This window comes from Pseudomonas sp. JV449 (assembly GCF_032424295.1).
Lineage (GTDB): Bacteria > Pseudomonadota > Gammaproteobacteria > Pseudomonadales > Pseudomonadaceae > Aquipseudomonas > Aquipseudomonas marginalis.
Genome location: NZ_VYKD01000019.1, coordinates 160,315 through 178,603 on the forward strand (window position 1 = coordinate 160,315; position 18,289 = coordinate 178,603).

Sequence of the window (18,289 nt, forward strand, 5' to 3'; positions counted from 1 at the left end):
TTTCGGGGTATCAGTACTGGTTGGGTTCCATTTCCAGCTCGACCTTGAAACGCTGGGCGATGTCGCGCTGGATACGCTGGGCCAAGTTGGCAATATCGTGCCCTGTGGCGCCGCCATAGTTGACCAGCACCAGCGCCTGCAGGGCATGCACGCCGGCATCGCCGTCACGAAAGCCCTTCCAGCCGGCCTTGTCGATCAGCCAGCCAGCGGCCAGCTTCATCTGCCCATCCGCCTGAGGGTAAGCCACCAGGTCCGGATACTGTGCCTGTAACTCTTCAGCCAGGGCTTTGGACACCAACGGGTTCTTGAAGAAGCTGCCGGCATTGCCAAGCACTGCCGGGTCGGGCAATTTTTCGCTACGGATGCTGCAAATCGCGCGACTGACATCGCTCGGTGTCGCCTCGGTGATCCCCTGCCCTGCCAGGCGCTGCTGCACTGGGCCGTAGTCGAGCTTGAGGTGGCTGGCGCGGCTCAGGGCAAAGCGTACCCGCAGGATCAACCAGCGCCCGGTTTCGTGCTTGAACAGGCTGTCGCGGTAGGCAAAGTTGCATTCTTCCAGGCTGAAATCGCGCAACTCGCCCGTCTGGCGATCGAGGGCGGTCAAGCCGGCAAAGACGTCCTTGATCTCCACACCGTAGGCACCGATGTTCTGCATGGGGGCGGCACCGACGGTGCCGGGGATCAGGCTGAGGTTTTCCAGACCACAGAAGCCCTGCTCCAGGGTCCACAGCACAAACGGGTGCCAGGCCTCGCCTGCTTCGGCTTCGACCACCACCTGCACGCCATCATCCTGCAGCACGCGAATACCCTGGGTGGCCATGCGCAACACCAGGGCAGGAATGTCCTGGGTCAGCAGCAAGTTGCTGCCACCGCCGATCACCAGCAAGGGCAACGCCTGGGTCGACGCATAGGCCAGTGCCTCGCGCACATCGGCGTCACTGCGGGCCTCGGCGAACAGTCGGGCACGCACATCAATGCCAAAGCTGTTGAATGGCTTGAGCGACACCTGCGCCCGCACTTGCAAGGTCATAACCGCCCCTTCAATTCGATCACCAGTAAATCACACGCCCGCTCGATCAGGTCCAGGACCCGTTCGAAGCCTTGTTCGCCTTCGTAGTAGGGATCCGGCACCTCGTCCACTTCAGCCTCATAGCGCCGCAGGAACAGGTCCAACTCCGCCTTGCCCTGGCCGGGCTGCATGGCCTTGAGGTTGCGCAGGTTGCTGTGGTCCATGGCCAGGATCAGGTCGTAGCGCGCAAAGTCGGCGCGGGAGACCTGCCGGGCCCTCTGGGCCGACAAATCGTAGCCGCGCACCAGCGCCGCACGTTGGCTGCGCTGGTCCGGCGGGTTGCCGACATGCCACTCGCCGGTGCCGGCGGACGCTACGTCGACCTGCCCCGCCAACCCGGCTTCGCGCAATTTATGGCGCAGTACGCCCTCAGCGGTGGGCGAGCGGCAGATATTGCCCAGGCAGACAAACAGAACCTCCATCAGGCCCCCAGCAGGCGACGGACGCGCTCAAGGTCTTCCGGGGTATCGACACCCGCAGGCGGTGCTTCCAGAGCATCGCCCACGTGGATGCGTACGCCGTGCCAAAGGGCTCGGAGTTGCTCCAGGGATTCGGTATTTTCCAACCAGCACGGCCCCCAGCTGACGAAGTCATGCAGAAACCCCGCACGATAGGCGTAGATACCTATATGGCGACGATACGGCACGCCTTCCGGCAGCAGGTCAGGGTTCCTGGCGAAGGCGTCGCGCGCCCAGGGCAAGGTCGAACGGCTGAAGGTCAGCGCCAGGCCGTTGACATCACTGACCACCTTGACCACGTTCGGGTTGAACAGGGTGTCGATGTCTTCAATCGGCTCAGCCAGGGTCGCCATACGCGCTTCACCGTGGGCGGCCAGGTTGGCGGCCACCTGGTCGATCACGCCCGGCGGGATCAACGGCTCGTCGCCTTGCACATTGACCACGATGGCGTCTGGCGCCAGGCCCAACTGCGTGGCCACTTCGGCCAGGCGATCGGTGCCGGAGTTGTGATCTTCACGGGTCAGCACCGCTTCGGCGCCGAACCCTTTGCAGGCTTCGATGATGCGCGGGTCATCAGTGGCCACCACGACACGCTCAGCGCTGCTTTTGCAGGCCTGCTCCCACACCAGCTGGATCATCGGCTTGCTGCCGATCAGTTGCAGCGGCTTGCCCGGCAGGCGTGTCGAGGCGTAGCGGGAAGGAATGACAACGGTAAAGGCTGTGGTCATTTATCCAGGCGCTCGTCGGTGGTCAGGGTGCGGGCTTCGCTTTCCAGCATTACCGGGATGCCATCACGGATCGGGTACGCCAGGCCGGCGCCCTTGCTGATCAGCTCGGTTTTATCGGCGCTGAGCTTGAGCGGGCCTTTGCAGATCGGGCAAGCGAGGATGTCGAGCAGTTTGGTGTCCATGAGTGTTTCCTGGAAAAAAGCGTTTAAGGCAAAAGACGGGCGGGCAGCAGGCGCATCAGCTGCGTGTCGAACCAGGCGACGAACGCCGGCGACGGCACCGCATCCACCGCAAGGTACCACCAGTCGGGCTGGGCAAAGGCGCGGCACTTCACCGCGTCCTTCTCGGTCATGACCAGTGGCAATGACGGGGTAAAACTCAAGACCTCGGCACTGTAGGGCGCATGGTCGGCGAAAGCATGGGGAATCGGCTGCCAGTGTAGCGTTTCGAGGGTGTTGAAGAAACGTTGCGGGTTGCCGATACCGGCAACCGCATGTACCTGCTGCCCCTCAGGAAAATACGCCAGCGACTGGCGCTCGCCGCTGTGCAGGTTGACCAATGCGGTAGGTTGCAGGCGAAATCCAAAGCCGTCGTCGCGATCCGAGCCGGCACCGTTGTAGAGCAGTGCATCCACACTGTGCAAACGCTCAACCGGTTCGCGCAACGGCCCCGCCGGCAGGCAACGGCGATTGCCCAGGCCCCGGGCGGCGTCGATCAGCACCAGTTCCAGGTCACGGGCCAGGCGGTAGTGTTGCAGCCCGTCGTCGGAGAGGATCAGGTCGAGGGTCTCGCTGGCAAGCAAGGCCTGCACCGCACGACTGCGGTCGGGATCGATCATCAGCGGCACGCCGCAGCGCTGCACGATCAGCAAAGGCTCGTCGCCCGCCACCGTGGCGTTGTGGCTCGCCTCGACGCGCCATGGCAACTGCGGCGGCTTGGCGCCATACCCGCGACTGACCACACCCACCCGCAGGCCACTGCGCCGACAGTGTTCGATCAACCACAGGATCAACGGCGTCTTGCCGGTGCCGCCCACGGTGATATTACCGACCACCACCACCGGCACCGGCGATTGATAGATCTCGCCCTCTCCCGCCAGGAACCGCGCGCGCTTGCGCTGCACCACCCGGCGATACAACGATTCCAGCGGACGCAACAACGCCAGCGCCGGATGGCCCTCGTACCAGGCCTTGAGCAAACGATCGGACATGGCCATCAGGGTTGGCTCGCCGCCTCGACAGTGCTCATGCGCAGATGGCTGAAACCGAGCTTGCCGGCAGCGTCCATCGCAGTGATCACGGCCTGGTGCTGGGTCTTGCCATCGGCACTGATGGACAACGGCATCTTGGTATCGCCGCCGGACTCTTTCTCCAGGGCCGCCATGAGGCTGGCGAGGTCGTTTTTCTCGAGCACCTGGTTATTCACCGAAAACGCGCCGTCGGCGCTGATGGCGATGTCCAGTTGCTTGACTTCCTGGTCTTCGGCCGGCGAACCACTCACGGCTTCCGGCAGGTCGACGCGCAGTTCGGTCTGCCGGGTGAAGGTGGTGGTGACGACAAAAAACAGCAGCAGGATAAACACCACGTCGATCAACGACGCGAGGTTGATGTCGACATTTTCCCGTTGCTTGCGGCGAAATTTCACGCTTTGCCCCCAACCAGGTCCACATCACGGTCGCCCTGCACCACTTCCACCAGCTTGATGGCTTCCTGCTCCATACCGACCACCAGTTCATCGATGCGCCGCTGCAGGAAACGATGGAAGAACACCGAAGGAATACCGACCATCAGGCCCGCCGCCGTGGTAATCAGGGCCTTGGAGATACCGCCGGCCAGCACGGCCGCGTTGGTGGTCATGCCCGAGCCCATGAACGAGCTGAAAATATCGATCATGCCCAGTACCGTCCCCAGCAAACCGAGCAACGGCGCCATGGCTGCGATGGTGCCGAGGGCGTTGATATAGCGTTCCAGTTCATGGATGACCCGGGCGGCGGCCTCTTCGATGCACTCCTTCATGATCTCGCGACCATGCTTGGAGTTGGCCAGGCCGGCGGCGAGGATTTCACCCAGGGGCGAGTTGGCGCGCAGTTCCTTGAGTTTGTCCTTGTCCAGCTGCTTGTTCTTGATCCAGCTCCAGACCTGCCCCAGCAGATGCTCGGGGGTGACGCGACTGGCGCGCAGGGTCCACAAACGTTCGGCAACGATGCCGAGTGCGGCGATGGAGCTCAGGATGATGGGCAACATCATCCAGCCGCCAGATTTGACCAATTCCCACACAGTGAATGTCCCCTCGAAAAAGTGCGCCACTTTACCATATAGGTTCGGCGGCGGGGTTCGTCGGCCATGGACCCGTCTGTCCCAGGCGACGGCCTTTGGCATGGCCGGCTCAGGGTAACGTTTCGCGCCAAAAACGGCGTTGACTACGCGCAACAGTGGGTGGCTGGAAAGCCCCTAATTGCACGCGCACCGCGCCCAGCTCGGCACTGTCGTATATCTGGCTGCCCAGTCGCTGGTAGCGCTCCACCACCTGCGGGTGAGGATGGCCGAACGCATTGCCACGCCCACGGGAAATCAGCACCGACGTGGGCGCCAGCCGCTGTAGAAAAGGCCAGGACGACGAACTGCGGCTGCCATGGTGAGGGGATTGCAGCCAGTCGGTGTGCACGGCCAACGAAGACGCGAGAAATGCTCGCTCGGCAGTCCGATCAATATCCCCCGTGAGCAGCAGCCGCTCACCATTGGCCTGGACCTGCAGAACACAGGACTTGGGGTTGCCATCAATCGCATCAGGCCACTGCCACAGCTCGAATGCCACACCGTCCCACTCCCACTGTTCGCCGCTGACGCAGGGCTGGGTGGCGAGAAACGCGGGCAACCCTTCGGTTTCACCGCCCACGACACGCCGGATCGGCAACCCTCGGGCAACAGCCGACGCCCCACCGGCATGATCGGCGTCGGCGTGGCTCAGCAGCATCATATCCAGCGTCCCGACGCCGAGCTTTTTCAACGCGGGCACTACCACACGGGCACCGAGGTCAACCGTCCCCGAACGCGGACCGGCATCGTAGAGCAACGTGTGATGGCGGGTACGCAGGATCAAGGCCTGACCCTGCCCGACATCCAGCTGTACCACCTCCATCCGCCCATGGGGCACGAGCTCGCGGGGTGGAAACACGGCCAACAACAGCAGTGGCAAGCCCAGGGGCCGAAACGGCACGCCGCTGGGCAGCAATAACAGCACCGCGCCGACCAGGCTGATCAGCCAGTAACCCAGGGGCACCTCCGCCGGTATCCAGGCAGGCATTTGCCCAGCGAGCCATGCCAAGCCCCGGAACAACCCGTCAAGCGCCCCGCCCGCCAGCCACAACAAACCCTCCCCGGCATACGGCAGCGGCAACAATGCGCTCCCCAGCAAGGCCAGGGGCAACACCACCAGGCTGATCCACGGCACGGCAACCAGGTTGGCCAGCGGCGCACTGACGCTGACGGGCAAGCCGAGCACCAGCAACACAGGAAACAGACCAACGGCAATCAAGCACTGGGGACGTGTCCATGCCTGCCAGACACTCCACGGCCCCAAGCGCCCACCAAATCCCAGGACCAGCACCGCGACAGCCATGAAGGACAGCCAGAATCCGGGTTGCAGGCTGGCCAGTGGCTCCAGGATCAGCACACCATTGAGTGCCAGCAACAACGGCCACCAGAACCCCAGATGACGAAAGCGCAGGCGCCACAACAACACCAGCCCCACCATGACGCAGGCCCGTTGCACCGGCACGCCAAACCCTGCCAGCAGGCCGTACCCCAGCGCGGCGGCAAACGCCAGGCCGCACGCCCACGGCAGCCACGGCCAGGTAAGGGGCCAGCAGCCGTAGCGTGCAAGTAACGCGACCAAGCCGTAGATCAACCCCGCCAGCAAGCCAATGTGCTGGCCGGAAATCACCAACAGGTGCACCGTGCCAGTGTCCTGCAACACCTGCCAGTCTTCGGCCGCCAGCCCGGAGCCATCCCCCAGCACCAAAGCCGCCAGGCCCGCCTCGCGGCCTTGGGCATCCACCGTCATCAGACGTTGGCGGACCGTGTCACGCCAGGCATGACGAGCCGGTGCCAGGCGCTCACCATCCTTCACCGAGCCAGTGGCGCCAATGCGCTGGGCCAGCAGCCAGGCCTCCTGATCGAAACCGTGAAAATTGAGCAGCCCGGCAGGCCGTTTCAGCGTCACGGCCAGACGCCAGCGCTCGCCACTGCGTACCGGCGGCCCGCCGTGCCAAAACACCCGGATGCGCTTGGGCAACCGGGCGTTGCGCGCCTGGCTGTCGGCCAGCTCAAAACGCACGCCCGTCCCTGTCTGCTGCGGCAACCCGGTTACACGGCCTTCCAGCCATCGCGTCTGGCCATCCAGCACCGGCCGTAGTCGATCATCCAGCGCCCACTGCGCGCTGATGCAGGCCCAGCTCAAACCCAGCAGGAAAAATGCCAGTGGCGACGTACGAAAAGGCAATAGCATCAATGCCAGTACCAACATGGCTATCAGCCACCCCGTCGACGGCAACGCCGGTAGAAAGCGCAAGGCAAGCAACCCCAGCGCGAGCGCGAACATCCCTGTCTTCATGAACCCTCCTTTTCAAGTGATCCACTCAGTCTTAGACGAGGGCCCAGCGTGTCCTATGATGTTTTGTCACAAAGTCTGAATTTTCTGTTTATAGAATGCGGGCATACTTGCCCCTCGAACTGACCTGGACCCCCTATGCCTCGGCGCTTATTCAAACGGTACATGCCCGACCCCACCAGTATCAGGGAACACAAGTCATTACAGTTTCTTGGCACGTTGCTGCACGACCCGAACCTCTGGCACCTGAATCGGCACTCCGTGGCACGCGCCATGGCCGTGGGTTTGTTCGCGGCGTTTATCCCGATCCCATTGCAGATGCTGCTGGCGGCAGTGCTGGCGATCACCGTGCGCGGCAATATGCCCATCGCCATCAGCCTGGTATGGCTGACCAACCCGATCACCATGCCGGTGGTGTTCATCTGCACCTACATGACCGGCGCCTGGCTGATGAATGTGCCACCGCGCAGCCTGCCCGACGACCTGACCTGGGAGTGGATCAGCGGCCAGTTGAGCACGCTGTGGCAGCCCTTCCTGCTGGGTTCGGTGGTGTTGGGGCTGGTGCTGGGCGCACTGGCCTACTGCCTGACCATGGGGTACTGGCGCTGGTGGGTCGCGCACCAATGGAAAAAGCGCAAGCAGCGCCGAGGCTGAGACCTATCGCGCCGGCAACCGCAGGTGCACACGCAGGCCCTGGCCGGTATTTTCCGCCCACAGGCTGCCGTCCTGGCGTTGCACGGCATTGCGCGCGATGCTCAGGCCCAGCCCGAAGCCACCATCGCCGGGCCTCGAACCGTCCAGCCGCGTAAACGGCGCAAAGATTCGCTCCAGATCCTGCTCATCGATTCCCCCGCCCTGGTCTTCCAACCAAAGGTGCCAATACTCCCCCTCGCGGCATCCATCCAGGCACACGACCCCCTCCGCCGGGGAATGGCGTATGGCGTTGCGCAGGATATTCTCCAGGGCCTGGGCCAGGGCATTCAGGTTGCCCCGTACCCAACTGTCGGCGCCCAGAAGGCAGGGCAGCCGCGACGCCGGCCAACCGCTTTCAAAGCACGCGTTCTCGCGCAGCATGTCCCACAGCGCCTGCACCTGAATATCTTCTTTGGGCAGCGGCGCCCGCTCGGTATCCAGCCAGGCCAGTTGCAGGCTGTCTTCCACCAGGCGCTGCATGGCATCGATCTCCCGCCCCAGCCGCTCACGCAGGCGCGCAAGATCCTGCTCACTGTCACAGGCCACCCGCAAACGGCTCAAGGGCGTGCGCAGTTCATGGGACATGTCCCTTAACAGCTGCTGTTGCAGCATCACCGTACCCTGCAAGCGCTCGGACATATGATCAAACGCGCGCCCCAGCTCGCCCAATTCGTCCTGGCGGCTGGTGGCGTCGTGTGACATCCGCGTATTCAATTGATCGGCACGCCATGCGTTGGCCTGCTCGCGCAGTTGATTGAGGGGCATGATCAGCAACCGATAGAGGCCGATGCACAGCAACAAGGTAAAGAGGCCGGGAATCACGCCGTTGGTCAGCACCCGCCAGAACAGTTGGTAGCGCCCCGGCATAAAGCGCTGCGGCAGTTCAATCACCAGCGAACCGGCGCCCGGATCCACCGCAAACGGGATCTTCAACCACGGCAACCCCTTGACGTGGCGGCTGACCGGCCAATCCAGGCCCCGCAGAAAGGTCAGGCGCTGGCTTTCCGTGTCGGTCAGCGGGTAGCTGCTCAACGACTGCAAGTCATTGCCGATCACCCCGATCCACGTGCTTTCGCGCTTGCCCATTGCCTGCAGCCACGCATCAACGCCGGCATTGCCGCTCTGGTTCCAGGCCTGCTCGGCGCCGACCGCATAACCACTCAAGGTGCTCCTGGCCTCATCGGACAGGTAGGCGTTCTTTTGCTCCATGTACCGGCCCCAGGACCAACTGAGCCAGATCATCAGCAAACAGAAGGCGATCAGCAGGCAGGCGAGCTTCCAGAATAACGAGTGCCTGCCCGGCAGCCGTTTCAGTGATGCCTCAAAGCCCATCGTCGTGACCGCTCAGCACATAGCCCTTGCCCCACACCGTGCGCACCTCACGCTCGCTGTAGCCGATGGCCTTGAGCTTGCGGCGGATCTGGCTGATATGCATGTCGAGGCTGCGATCATGGGGCGCATAACCCCGTTGCAACACATGCTGGTAGAGGAAGGCTTTGCTGAGGACTTCTTCAGCGTTGCGATGCAGGGTTTCCAGCAGGCGATATTCGCTGCGGGTCAGGCCCGCCCAGTGGCCTTGATGAAAAACATCGCACCGTTCATCGTCGAAACGCAGGGTGCGGGTATCCTCGCGCACGGGCTCAAGCGTCGGCAACGGGCGCCGATCCAGGGCCACCCGCCGCAGGATGGCTTCGATACGCACGCGCAGCTCTACCATGCTGAAGGGCTTTGGCAGGTAATCATCGGCACCCAGGCGAAAACCGCTGACGCGATCGGTTTCAGCGCCCAGGGCCGACATCAGGATCACCGGAATCGAATGGCTCCGGCGCAGATGGGTGAGGATCGACAAGCCATCCAGGCCCGGCAGCAGAATATCCATCAACACCACGTCGAATGCCTGGTCGCGCGCCATCTCCAAGCCCTGCTGACCGTTCTGGCACCAGGTGACCTGGAAGCCACAGCGCCCCAAATGCTCATGCACATAGGCACCCAGCACGGGGTCATCTTCAATTGTGAGGATACGGGGTAGGCCAACTGCTGCGGGATTCATTAGCGTCTGCAAGTCATTCTCAATCACTGATTATTCAAGATAACCCCGCCGCAGGCAATCGCCACACGGCGTCCAACGGCCCGAAGATTGCCCTCTGTCATTAATTTGCAAGATTCCAGGCCGCGCAAATGGCTACACTGCGCAGGTGGCGCGGGCCGGATGCCGGCGCGGAAGATTGATATCAGTGTGGTAGCAGGAGAGTGGCGTGCTTAAAAGAATGGGGATAAAAGGCCGCGTACTGTTGCTGACCTTATTACCGACCAGCCTGATGGCCTTGTTGTTGGGAGGGTACTTCACCTGGATGCAGCTCTCGGAGTTGCAGGCCCAACTGCTGCAACGCGGCGAAATGATCGCCGAGCAGCTGGCGCCCCTGGTGGCTCCGGCCATGGGCAGCAGGAATACCGACCTGCTGGAGCGTATCGCCACCCAATCCCTGGAACAGACGGACGTACGCACCGTGGCGTTCCTCGCGCCGGACCGCACGCCCCTGGCCCACGCCGGCCCGACCATGCTCAACCAGCCGCCGGTGGGTAACAGTTCCCACCTGCTGCAGCGCACCGGCAACGACGCCACGCGCTACCTGCTGCCGGTGTTTGGTCGCCATCGCAACCTGGCGGGCGATTTGATCCCCGATGAAGCCGATCGCCTGCTCGGCTGGGTCGAGGTGGAGTTGTCCCACAACGGTATGTTGCTGCGCGGCTATCGCAGCCTGTTCGCCAGCCTGCTGCTGATTGCCATCGGCCTGATCTGCACCGCAGCCCTGGCCTTGCGCATCAGCCGTACGATCAACGCGCCGATTGGCCTGATCAAGCAAGCGGTGGCCCAACTCAAGGACGGCAACCTGGAAACCCGCCTGCCACCCTTGGGCAGCCAGGAGCTGGATCAACTCGCATCGGGCATCAACCGCATGGCCGAAACCCTGCAAAACGCCCGGGAAGAATTGCAGCACAGCATCGACCAGGCCACCGAAGACGTGCGCCAGAACCTGGAAACCATCGAGATCCAGAACATCGAGCTGGACCTGGCGCGCAAGGAGGCCCTGGAGGCCAGCCGCATCAAGTCCGAGTTCCTGGCGAACATGAGCCATGAAATCCGTACGCCGCTCAACGGCATACTCGGCTTTACCCACCTGCTGCAAAAAAGCGAGCTGACCCCGCGCCAGCTGGACTACCTGGGCACCATCGAAAAATCCGCCGACAACCTGCTGGGCATCATCAACGAGATCCTCGATTTCTCGAAGATCGAGGCCGGCAAGCTGGTGCTCGACAGCATCCCGTTCAACCTGCGGGATCTGCTGCAAGACACCCTCACCATCCTCGCCCCCGCCGCCCATGCCAAGCAGCTGGAACTGGTCAGCCTGGTGTACCGCGACACGCCGCTGGCGCTGGTGGGCGACCCGCTGCGGCTCAAGCAGATCCTGACCAACCTGATCAGCAATGCGATCAAGTTCACCCGCGAAGGCACCATCGTGGCCCGGGCGATGATCGAGGACGAGCAGGAAGACAGCGTGCAACTGCGCATCAGCGTGCAGGACACCGGCATCGGCCTGTCCAGCCAGGACGTGCGGGCGTTGTTCCAGGCGTTCAGCCAGGCCGACAATTCACTGTCGCGCCAGCCCGGCGGCACGGGGCTTGGCCTGGTGATATCCAAGCGCCTGATCGAACAAATGGGCGGTGAAATCGGCGTCGACAGCACGCCGGGCGAAGGCTCTGAATTCTGGATCAGCCTGAACCTGCCCAAGACCCGCGACGACGTCGAAGACCTGCCCTGCGCGCCGTTGTTGGGCCATCGTGTAGCGGTGCTGGAAAACCACGACCTGGCTCGCCAGGCCCTGCAGCACCAATTGGAAGACTGTGGCCTGGAAGTAACGCCGTTCAATACCCTGGAAAGCCTGACCAACGGCATCACCAGCGCTCACCAGACCGAGCAGGCCATCGACCTCGCGGTACTCGGCGTGACCGCCAACGATATTCCGCCCGAGCGCCTCAACCAGCACCTGTGGGACCTCGAACACCTGGGTTGCAAAGTGCTGGTGCTGTGCCCCACCACCGAACAGATGCTGTTCAACGAGTCGGTACCCAACCCCAACAGCCAGTTGCAGGCCAAGCCGGCGTGTACCCGCAAGCTGCGCCGTGCCCTGTCCGACCTGATCAGCCCGCGGCCCTCCCGCAGTGAACCGGGCGAGCCGTTGTCCAGCCGTGCGCCGCGTGTGCTGTGTGTCGACGACAACCCGGCAAACCTGCTGTTGGTGCAAACCCTGCTGGAAGACATGGGCGCGCAGGTCCGGGCAGTGGAAAGCGGCTACGCGGCGGTCGACGCGGTGAAACAGGACACCTTCGACCTGGTGCTGATGGACGTGCAGATGCCGGGCATGGACGGACGCCAGAGCACCGAGGCGATCCGCCAGTGGGAAAGCGAGCGCCATGGCACGCCCTTGCCGGTGGTCGCCCTCACCGCCCACGCCATGGCCAACGAAAAGCGCGCCCTGCTGCAAAGTGGTATGGACGACTACCTGACCAAACCCATCAGCGAACGGCAACTGGCCCAGGTGGTGCTGAAATGGACCGGCCTGGCCCTGCGCAACCAGGTGCCGGAGCGCGCCGTCGAAGGCCTGGGCCCCGGGGTGCAATTGCCGGTGCTGGACCACGAGGAAGGCCTGCGCCTGGCCGCCGGCAAGATGGACCTGGCGGCCGACATGCTGGCCATGCTGCTGGCCTCCCTGGAAGCCGATCGCCAGGCCATTCACGTCGCCCGCGAGGCCAAGGACAACCTGGCCCTGATCGAACGCGTCCACCGTCTGCACGGCGCCACCCGCTACTGTGGCGTGCCGCAACTGCGCGCCGCCTGCCAGCGCGCCGAAACCCTGCTCAAGCAGGACGACGCCAAGGCCATGACCGCGCTGGACGAGCTGGACATGGCCATTGCACGGCTGGCCAGTGAAGCGCGGGTCAGCGCCTGAACTCATCAAAAAGGACGCCTTTGATGCGTGTGATTCTTTTCAGCAGCCAGACCTACGACCGCGACAGTTTCCTCGGCGAACCCTTGCCGCGCGGCCTGGAACTGCAATTCCAACCCGCCCGGCTCAACCTCGACACCGTCGCCCTGGCCGAACACCACGAGGTAGTCTGCGCCTTTATCAACGATGACCTCAGCGCCCCGGTGCTGGAACACCTGGCCAAGGGCGGCACGCGGTTGATCGCGTTGCGTTCGGCCGGCTACAACCATGTGGACCTGCCTGCCGCCAAACGCCTGGGCCTGACCATCGTGCGCGTCCCGGCCTATTCGCCCCATGCGATCGCCGAACACGCGGTGGCCCTGATCCTCGCCCTCAACCGCCGCCTGCATCGCGCCTACAACCGCACCCGCGACGGCGATTTCAGCCTGCATGGCCTCACCGGCTTCGACCTGGTGGGCAAGACCGTCGGCGTGGTCGGCACCGGCCAGATCGGCGCCACATTCGCCAGGATCATGGCGGGCTTCGGTTGCCAGTTGCTCGCCTACGACCCGTTCCCCAACCCCCAGGTCCAGGCCCTCGGCGCTGACTATGTGAGCCTGCCGGAGCTCTTGGCCCAGGCCCAGATCATCAGCCTGCACTGCCCGCTGACCGCCGACAGCAAGCACCTGATCAATGCACGCTCCCTGGCGCGGATGCAACCCGGCGCCATGTTGATCAACACCGGTCGCGGTGGCCTGGTCGACACGCCGGCGCTGATCGAAGCACTCAAGGACGGCCAACTCGGCTACCTGGGGCTGGATGTGTACGAGGAGGAAGCCCAGCTGTTTTTCGAGGACCGCTCCGATCTGCCCTTGCAGGACGATGTGCTCGCGCGCCTGCTGACCTTCCCCAACGTGATCGTCACCGCACACCAGGCGTTCCTTACCCGCGAAGCCCTGGCGGCGATTGCCGGCACCACGTTGGCCAATATTGCGGCATGGGCCGATGGCCGGACGCAGAACCTCGTCGAAGGATGATCAGCGGTCACATACCAGGCTCATGATCAGCAGGCACCCGTGATAGGATGCCGCGCCTATTTGGAGGATCCATGGCCGAACACGATTTCCGCTTCAGCTTGCTGAGCCCGCAACACACCCTGATCGAATGCCGTGCCCTGGTGCCGGGCCGTTACCAGGTCACCGGCAACGGTGGCTCGATCAAGCATGACGACGTGCTGATCGTCACCCTGCGCGGCAGTAAAACCTTGTCCATGCGCCTTACCGTCGAAGGTGACGCGCGCTACTCCATCCGCCCTGCCGGCCAGTGGGTCGCCATGGCCCGCGGGCCGAAGTTCGGCGAGCTGGAGATTCACACCTGGAAGGTCAACTGCGACAGCTGCGACACCGTGCTGGAGTTTGAATTCGCGGTGGAAACCAAGCTGACCAAGGAGCCGCTGCAACCGGCCGCCAATGCACGCATTGCCGAGTTGGGTTGGGCCAGCGAAGGCGACAAACATCGTTGCCCGAAATGCCAGAAGGCCGGGCAATGAAAGGCCTGCTTCTGCTCGCCGCCGTCGGTGCGGCCCTGAGTGGCTGCGCCGGTGACGCGGCCAAGCTCAAGCAGGATCACAGCTACGTGGTGGAGTGGATTGGTGAGCGGCCGTTGATGGATTACGCACACCTGACCGTCACCCTCGGCGCCGATGGGCGTGCCTACGGCAACGGCGGTTGCAACCACTGGTTCGCGCCGTACACCCTTGAGGGCGACAAACTCAGCTTCGGCAAGCTCGGCAGCACCCGCAAGCTCTGCGCCGAGGCCCTGATGGAGCAGGAACAGCGCTTCTTCCAGGCCCTGCAAGGCGTACAGCGCTGGGACATCTCGCCGATCGAGCAGACCCGCTTCTGGCCGACCGAAGGCAAGCCGATTCGCCTATGGCTCGAAGAGGGCTGATTCCACCGACCTACAGGTTGGTGAGATTTAAATAATGAGATGGGTTGGCAGGTGGGAAGTTGCTCGGCTGTAGATCTCGTGGGCACCGCTGGGCCCCTGTGGGAGATGTCGAGCTTTAGCGAGGCTTCGATGGCGGCGGCATGGTTGGCAGGTGTGTCGGCTGACACACCGCTATCGGGGCAAGTCGAATCGTCGCACCGCCCCTCCCACATTTGATCGGGGGCAATACTCTAGCCGCGCAAGGCCTTGAGCTTGGCCAACACCCCTTCCGCCGTCTGCTCACCCATCAACTGCTCGCGCACCTTGCCCTTGTCATCAATGATATAGGTCACCGGCAACGCTTCGCTGCGCGGAATCTCGAAGATCCCGTCCGGGTTCTGTGCCAGCACGGTGAACTTGATCCCCAGTTTGTCGCTGGCCTCTTTCAGCTCTGCACCCTGCACATTGTCGAAGTTAACCCCGAACACCCCCACGCCCTGCCCCTTCAACTGTTCCGCCAGGGCGTTGAGTTCGGGGATTTCCGTACGGCATGGGCCACACCATTCCGCCCAGTAGTTGACCACCAGCCACTGTTTGTCCAGGCGCTCGGCCGCGACCTTCTGGCCGTACTGGTCAACGCCGTAGTCATTGCCGCAGCCGCTGAGCAGCAGGGTTGTAATGATCGCAAATGCACCGATCAGTCGCCTTGTCATGGGGTATTCCTTCGCAAAAATGAACGTTGGCTGCGACCTATCGCCTCTGACGGTTTAAGGACAGGACGCCGCGCAGGTAGAATACCCGCCACCTTACGCAAGATGCGACCCGCACATGACCGATCTGACGCTTTATCACAACCCGCGCTGCTCGAAATCCCGCGGTGCGCTCGAACTGCTGGAAGCCCGAGGCCTCGCCCCCACCGTGGTGCGTTACCTGGAAAACCCGCTGAATGCCGCGCAATTGAAGGCACTGCTGGCCAAGCTGGGCATCAGCGCCCGCCAACTGCTGCGCACCGGCGAAGACGAATACAAGGCCCTCAACCTGGCCGACGCCAGCCTCAGCGAAGCGCAGTTGATCGCCGCGATCGCCGAACACCCCAAGCTGATGGAACGCCCGATCCTGGAAACCGCCAATAAAGCCATCATTGGCCGTCCGCCAGAGAACGTGCTGGAGATCCTGCCGTGACTGCGCCGTATGTGCTGGTGTTGTATTACAGCCGCAATGGCTCGGTGAGCGAAATGGCTCGGCAGATTGCCCGTGGCATCGAGCAAGGCGGGATGGAAGCGCGGCTGCGCACCGTACCGGCGATCTCCACCGAATGCGAAGCCGTGGCGCCGAGCATCCCGGACGAAGGCGCGCTGTACGCCAGCCTCGATGACTTGAAAAACTGCTCGGGCCTGGCCCTGGGCAGCCCGACGCGCTTCGGCAACATGGCCGCGCCGCTCAAGTACTTCCTCGACGGCACCAGCAACCTGTGGCTCACCGGTGCGTTGGTCGGCAAGCCGGCCGGGGTGTTCACCTCCACCGCCAGCCTGCATGGCGGCCAGGAAACCACGCTGATGTCGATGCTGCTGCCGCTGCTGCACCACGGCATGCTGATCACTGGCCTGCCCTACAGCGAACAGGCGCTGCTCGACACCCAGGGCGGCGGCACGCCGTATGGCGCCAGCCACCATGCCGGGCCGGATGGCAAGCGCCTGCTCGACCCGCATGAAATCACCCTGTGCCGGGCCCTGGGCCTGCGCCTGGCCAAGACCGCCACGCTGCTGGAGAACGGCCGTGGCCAGGAAGCCTAAGGTCCTACCGCCGCAAGCGTGGCTGGAGCCACGGGTCAAGGGGGCACGCGCATTATGTCTGCTGGCGTTTTTCGCCCTGGTGGGTTTGTTGTGCGGGTACTACCTGTTCGTCGCCGACCTGCACGGCGCACGCCCGTGGGTGATCCTGCTGATCGAACTGGTGCCGCTGCTGGTGCTGGCGCCGGGGATGATCATCGGCAGCGCGCGCGGGTATTCGTGGATGTGCTTTGCGGTGAACCTGTATTTCATCAAGGGCGCGCTGGCGGCGTATGACCCGAACCGGCAATGGTTCGGGGTGCTGGAGATGCTGGCCAGCCTGGCGGTGTTTTGCACGGCGCTGCTGTATGTGCGCTGGCGGCACCAGTTGAACCGCCGGTTGGCCACACCCTAGAACCCGGTCAGTGATTCACCGTATAGGCCAGCATCATCGACAGCTGGCACATCGGCCGCCCACTCTCGGCATGCCACTGGTTGAACGCAGCCTGCACCGTGGCCAGGTCGCGCAGGCTGGTGGGTGCCTTGTCGACAATCTTCTGCGCATTCAATGCCGCGACCACGTCATCGCTCGGCACAAAGGTATCCTTGCCCACCATCCGCAAAAAGCGCGGGGCCGACAGCCCGCCCAGCTGATGACCGTGCTTGCTCAGGTATTTCCATAACCCGACGATATCGGTCACCGGCCAGTCAGCGATAAATGCGCCGAAGCTGCCTTTTTCCTGCTCGATGTCCAGGATCATCTGCGCATTGCGCGGCACGCTCTTGAGCTTGCCCAGGTGACGGATGATGCGCGCGTCCTGCATCAGCCGCTCCAGGTGCTCGGCCGCCATCAACACGACTTTTTCCGGGTCGAAGCCGAAGAACACTTGCTCGAAGGCCGGCCACTTGGCATCCACCACGCTGTGTTTCAAGCCGGCGCGAAACACGCGCAACGCCAAGGTCGACAGGTAGCGATCATCACTGATCTTGCGCAACTGCGCCGGAGTCTTGGGCACCGGCAGGTGGGCGTCCAGCTCGGCCGCTGAACCGAAGCGGTTCAGACAATATTCGTGCAGCCACTTGTAATCGCGCATGCCCTCTCCTGCTGTTGAATGCTGGCAATGGAATTGAAAACGGCGCCCGCGAGCGCCGTGTGTCAGAGCGTTGAATGAGCTCAGAGGTTCACAACATTGACGAAACGCGGCGCGGCGCTCTCATCGATTTTAAGGCTGGTGAAGTCGAACAGGTTGCGGTCGGCCAATTGCGACGGCTGCACGTTCTGCAGGCTGCGGAAGATACTTTCGGTACGCCCTGGCGTCTTGCGTTCCCAGTCCACCAGCATTTCCTTGACCACCTGGCGCTGCAGGTTTTCCTGGGAGCCGCACAGGTTGCACGGGATGATCGGGAATTGCTTGAGGTCGGAGTAGGCCTGGATGTCCTTCTCGTTGCAATACGCCAGCGGGCGGATCACCACGTTGCGCCCGTCATCGGCACGCAGCTTGGGCGGCATGGCCTTGAGCGAGCCGTTGAAGAACATATTGAGGAAGAAGGTCTCGACGATATCGTCGCGGTGGTGACCCAGGGCCATCTTGGTCGCACCGATCTCATCGGCAAAGGTGTAGAGCGTGCCACGGCGCAGGCGCGAGCATAGCGAGCAGGTGGTCTTGCCTTCAGGGATCAGTTCCTTGACCACCGAATAGGTGTCTTTTTCGACGATGTGGTACTCGACGCCCAGCGCCTTGAGGTAGGCCGGCAGCACGTGCTCGGGGAAGCCCGGTTGTTTCTGGTCCATATTGACCGCAACGATGTCGAACTTGATCGGCGCGACCTTTTGCAGGTGCAGCAGCACGTCGAGCATGGTGTAGCTGTCTTTGCCGCCGGAGAGGCAGACCATGACCTTGTCGCCGTCCTCGATCATGTTGAAATCGGCGACTGCCTCACCGGCCAGGCGGCGCAGGCGTTTTTGCAGTTTGTTCTGGTTGACCGTAAGAGTGCCCATGGCGCTTGGATCCGCTGGAGGTGTGTGACGAAAAGCCGGGTATTTTACGCA

At 63.1% G+C, this 18,289-nt stretch carries 21 protein-coding genes; 8 read left to right on the top strand and 13 right to left on the bottom strand.

Annotated features, from left to right (window positions below; all coding sequences use genetic code 11):
* Positions 1-10: 10 nt before the first annotated feature.
* The 8 genes from murB to F6S08_RS18380 form a co-directional block, all read right to left on the bottom strand.
* A complete protein-coding gene (murB, locus tag F6S08_RS18345) occupies positions 11-1,030 on the bottom strand; it encodes a UDP-N-acetylmuramate dehydrogenase (RefSeq protein ID WP_065927095.1) in 1,020 nt (339 codons plus the stop codon).
* Positions 1,027-1,491, bottom strand: a complete 465-nt coding sequence (locus F6S08_RS18350; RefSeq protein ID WP_065948337.1) for a low molecular weight protein-tyrosine-phosphatase — start codon at positions 1,489-1,491, stop codon at positions 1,027-1,029. The genes murB and F6S08_RS18350 overlap by 4 nt, the downstream gene beginning before the upstream one ends.
* On the bottom strand, positions 1,491-2,255 hold the full coding sequence (gene kdsB, locus F6S08_RS18355; protein ID WP_065927093.1) for a 3-deoxy-manno-octulosonate cytidylyltransferase: 765 nt from the start codon (positions 2,253-2,255) through the stop codon (positions 1,491-1,493). Before kdsB ends, F6S08_RS18350 begins: the two co-directional genes overlap by 1 nt.
* Positions 2,252-2,437: a Trm112 family protein gene (locus F6S08_RS18360; protein ID WP_003174668.1), complete on the bottom strand. Its 186-nt coding sequence runs from the start codon at positions 2,435-2,437 to the stop codon at positions 2,252-2,254. Before F6S08_RS18360 ends, kdsB begins: the two co-directional genes overlap by 4 nt.
* A 23-nt stretch (positions 2,438-2,460) precedes the next feature.
* On the bottom strand, positions 2,461-3,471 hold the full coding sequence (gene lpxK / locus F6S08_RS18365) for a tetraacyldisaccharide 4'-kinase (RefSeq protein WP_315872124.1): 1,011 nt from the start codon (positions 3,469-3,471) through the stop codon (positions 2,461-2,463).
* A complete protein-coding gene (locus F6S08_RS18370; protein WP_027607319.1) occupies positions 3,471-3,899 on the bottom strand; it encodes an ExbD/TolR family protein in 429 nt (142 codons plus the stop codon). The genes lpxK and F6S08_RS18370 overlap by 1 nt, the downstream gene beginning before the upstream one ends.
* Positions 3,896-4,531 (bottom strand): MotA/TolQ/ExbB proton channel family protein, encoded by a 636-nt coding sequence (locus F6S08_RS18375; protein WP_027607320.1) that lies wholly within the window; start codon positions 4,529-4,531, stop codon positions 3,896-3,898. The genes F6S08_RS18370 and F6S08_RS18375 overlap by 4 nt, the downstream gene beginning before the upstream one ends.
* 109 nt (positions 4,532-4,640) lie before the next feature.
* The gene (locus tag F6S08_RS18380) at positions 4,641-6,866 is read right to left on the bottom strand and encodes a ComEC/Rec2 family competence protein (RefSeq protein ID WP_315872125.1); all 2,226 of its coding nucleotides are present in this window, start codon (positions 6,864-6,866) and stop codon (positions 4,641-4,643) included.
* 135 nt (positions 6,867-7,001) lie between these two features.
* Between F6S08_RS18380 and F6S08_RS18385 the strand changes: the two genes are divergently transcribed.
* Complete coding sequence (locus tag F6S08_RS18385; RefSeq protein WP_027607322.1) at positions 7,002-7,517, top strand: DUF2062 domain-containing protein; 516 nt, start codon at positions 7,002-7,004, stop codon at positions 7,515-7,517.
* Between the two features lie 3 nt (positions 7,518-7,520).
* Here the strand turns inward: F6S08_RS18385 and F6S08_RS18390 are convergent, their stop codons facing one another.
* Together F6S08_RS18390 and F6S08_RS18395 are read right to left on the bottom strand one after the other, a co-directional pair.
* Positions 7,521-8,888: a sensor histidine kinase gene (locus F6S08_RS18390; protein WP_065927090.1), complete on the bottom strand. Its 1,368-nt coding sequence runs from the start codon at positions 8,886-8,888 to the stop codon at positions 7,521-7,523.
* Positions 8,878-9,606 carry a response regulator transcription factor gene (locus tag F6S08_RS18395; protein WP_315872126.1) on the bottom strand — a complete coding sequence of 243 codons (729 nt, stop codon included), beginning with the start codon at positions 9,604-9,606 and terminating at the stop codon, positions 8,878-8,880. The genes F6S08_RS18390 and F6S08_RS18395 overlap by 11 nt, the downstream gene beginning before the upstream one ends.
* Positions 9,607-9,811: 205 nt before the next feature.
* On the opposite strand from F6S08_RS18395, the gene F6S08_RS18400 reads away from it, so the two are divergent.
* The 4 genes from F6S08_RS18400 (at position 9,812) to F6S08_RS18415 (ending at position 14,491) form a co-directional block, all read left to right on the top strand.
* On the top strand, positions 9,812-12,565 hold the full coding sequence (locus F6S08_RS18400; protein WP_065948339.1) for a response regulator: 2,754 nt from the start codon (positions 9,812-9,814) through the stop codon (positions 12,563-12,565).
* A 23-nt stretch (positions 12,566-12,588) separates the two neighbouring features.
* Positions 12,589-13,578 carry a 2-hydroxyacid dehydrogenase gene (locus tag F6S08_RS18405; protein ID WP_315872127.1) on the top strand — a complete coding sequence of 330 codons (990 nt, stop codon included), beginning with the start codon at positions 12,589-12,591 and terminating at the stop codon, positions 13,576-13,578.
* A 71-nt stretch (positions 13,579-13,649) separates the two neighbouring features.
* Complete coding sequence (locus F6S08_RS18410) at positions 13,650-14,090, top strand: hypothetical protein (protein ID WP_027607327.1); 441 nt, start codon at positions 13,650-13,652, stop codon at positions 14,088-14,090.
* The gene (locus F6S08_RS18415) at positions 14,087-14,491 is read left to right on the top strand and encodes an META domain-containing protein (RefSeq protein WP_065927086.1); all 405 of its coding nucleotides are present in this window, start codon (positions 14,087-14,089) and stop codon (positions 14,489-14,491) included. Before F6S08_RS18410 ends, F6S08_RS18415 begins: the two co-directional genes overlap by 4 nt.
* Positions 14,492-14,721: 230 nt before the next feature.
* Here F6S08_RS18415 and F6S08_RS18420 read toward each other — a convergent pair whose 3' ends face one another.
* Positions 14,722-15,183, bottom strand: coding sequence for a TlpA disulfide reductase family protein (locus F6S08_RS18420; RefSeq protein ID WP_315872128.1), 462 nt, complete (start codon positions 15,181-15,183; stop codon positions 14,722-14,724).
* Positions 15,184-15,298: 115 nt separating this feature from the next.
* On the opposite strand from F6S08_RS18420, the gene arsC reads away from it, so the two are divergent.
* From arsC to F6S08_RS18435, 3 genes are read left to right on the top strand one after another with little or no spacing between them, the layout of a single operon-like run.
* Positions 15,299-15,652, top strand: a complete 354-nt coding sequence (gene arsC / locus F6S08_RS18425) for an arsenate reductase (glutaredoxin) (RefSeq protein ID WP_065927085.1) — start codon at positions 15,299-15,301, stop codon at positions 15,650-15,652.
* A complete protein-coding gene (gene wrbA / locus F6S08_RS18430) occupies positions 15,649-16,263 on the top strand; it encodes an NAD(P)H:quinone oxidoreductase (protein WP_027606360.1) in 615 nt (204 codons plus the stop codon). Before arsC ends, wrbA begins: the two co-directional genes overlap by 4 nt.
* Complete coding sequence (locus tag F6S08_RS18435) at positions 16,247-16,654, top strand: DUF2069 domain-containing protein (protein ID WP_315872129.1); 408 nt, start codon at positions 16,247-16,249, stop codon at positions 16,652-16,654. The genes wrbA and F6S08_RS18435 overlap by 17 nt, the downstream gene beginning before the upstream one ends.
* 7 nt (positions 16,655-16,661) lie before the next feature.
* Here F6S08_RS18435 and F6S08_RS18440 read toward each other — a convergent pair whose 3' ends face one another.
* Together F6S08_RS18440 and ttcA are read right to left on the bottom strand one after the other, a co-directional pair.
* Positions 16,662-17,333, bottom strand: coding sequence for a DNA-3-methyladenine glycosylase I (locus tag F6S08_RS18440; RefSeq protein ID WP_315872130.1), 672 nt, complete (start codon positions 17,331-17,333; stop codon positions 16,662-16,664).
* Between the two features lie 80 nt (positions 17,334-17,413).
* Positions 17,414-18,238: a tRNA 2-thiocytidine(32) synthetase TtcA gene (ttcA, locus tag F6S08_RS18445; protein WP_315872131.1), complete on the bottom strand. Its 825-nt coding sequence runs from the start codon at positions 18,236-18,238 to the stop codon at positions 17,414-17,416.
* Positions 18,239-18,289: the final 51 nt, after the last annotated feature.

Excerpts from the sequence above, each read along its gene's own strand:
- murB (WP_065927095.1), bottom strand. The coding sequence starts at position 1,030 with ATGACCTTGCAAGTGCGGGCGCAGGTGTCGCTCAAGCCATTCAACAGC.
- F6S08_RS18350 (WP_065948337.1), bottom strand. The coding sequence starts at position 1,491 with ATGGAGGTTCTGTTTGTCTGCCTGGGCAATATCTGCCGCTCGCCCACC.
- kdsB (WP_065927093.1), bottom strand. The coding sequence starts at position 2,255 with ATGACCACAGCCTTTACCGTTGTCATTCCTTCCCGCTACGCCTCGACA.
- F6S08_RS18360 (WP_003174668.1), bottom strand. The coding sequence starts at position 2,437 with ATGGACACCAAACTGCTCGACATCCTCGCTTGCCCGATCTGCAAAGGC.
- lpxK (WP_315872124.1), bottom strand. The coding sequence starts at position 3,471 with ATGGCCATGTCCGATCGTTTGCTCAAGGCCTGGTACGAGGGCCATCCG.
- F6S08_RS18380 (WP_315872125.1), bottom strand. The coding sequence starts at position 6,866 with ATGAAGACAGGGATGTTCGCGCTCGCGCTGGGGTTGCTTGCCTTGCGC.
- F6S08_RS18385 (WP_027607322.1), top strand. The coding sequence starts at position 7,002 with ATGCCTCGGCGCTTATTCAAACGGTACATGCCCGACCCCACCAGTATC.
- F6S08_RS18390 (WP_065927090.1), bottom strand. The coding sequence starts at position 8,888 with ATGGGCTTTGAGGCATCACTGAAACGGCTGCCGGGCAGGCACTCGTTA.
- F6S08_RS18395 (WP_315872126.1), bottom strand. The coding sequence starts at position 9,606 with ATGAATCCCGCAGCAGTTGGCCTACCCCGTATCCTCACAATTGAAGAT.
- F6S08_RS18405 (WP_315872127.1), top strand. The coding sequence starts at position 12,589 with ATGCGTGTGATTCTTTTCAGCAGCCAGACCTACGACCGCGACAGTTTC.
- F6S08_RS18410 (WP_027607327.1), top strand. The coding sequence starts at position 13,650 with ATGGCCGAACACGATTTCCGCTTCAGCTTGCTGAGCCCGCAACACACC.
- F6S08_RS18415 (WP_065927086.1), top strand. The coding sequence starts at position 14,087 with ATGAAAGGCCTGCTTCTGCTCGCCGCCGTCGGTGCGGCCCTGAGTGGC.
- F6S08_RS18420 (WP_315872128.1), bottom strand. The coding sequence starts at position 15,183 with ATGACAAGGCGACTGATCGGTGCATTTGCGATCATTACAACCCTGCTG.
- arsC (WP_065927085.1), top strand. The coding sequence starts at position 15,299 with ATGACCGATCTGACGCTTTATCACAACCCGCGCTGCTCGAAATCCCGC.
- F6S08_RS18440 (WP_315872130.1), bottom strand. The coding sequence starts at position 17,333 with ATGCGCGATTACAAGTGGCTGCACGAATATTGTCTGAACCGCTTCGGT.
- ttcA (WP_315872131.1), bottom strand. The coding sequence starts at position 18,238 with ATGGGCACTCTTACGGTCAACCAGAACAAACTGCAAAAACGCCTGCGC.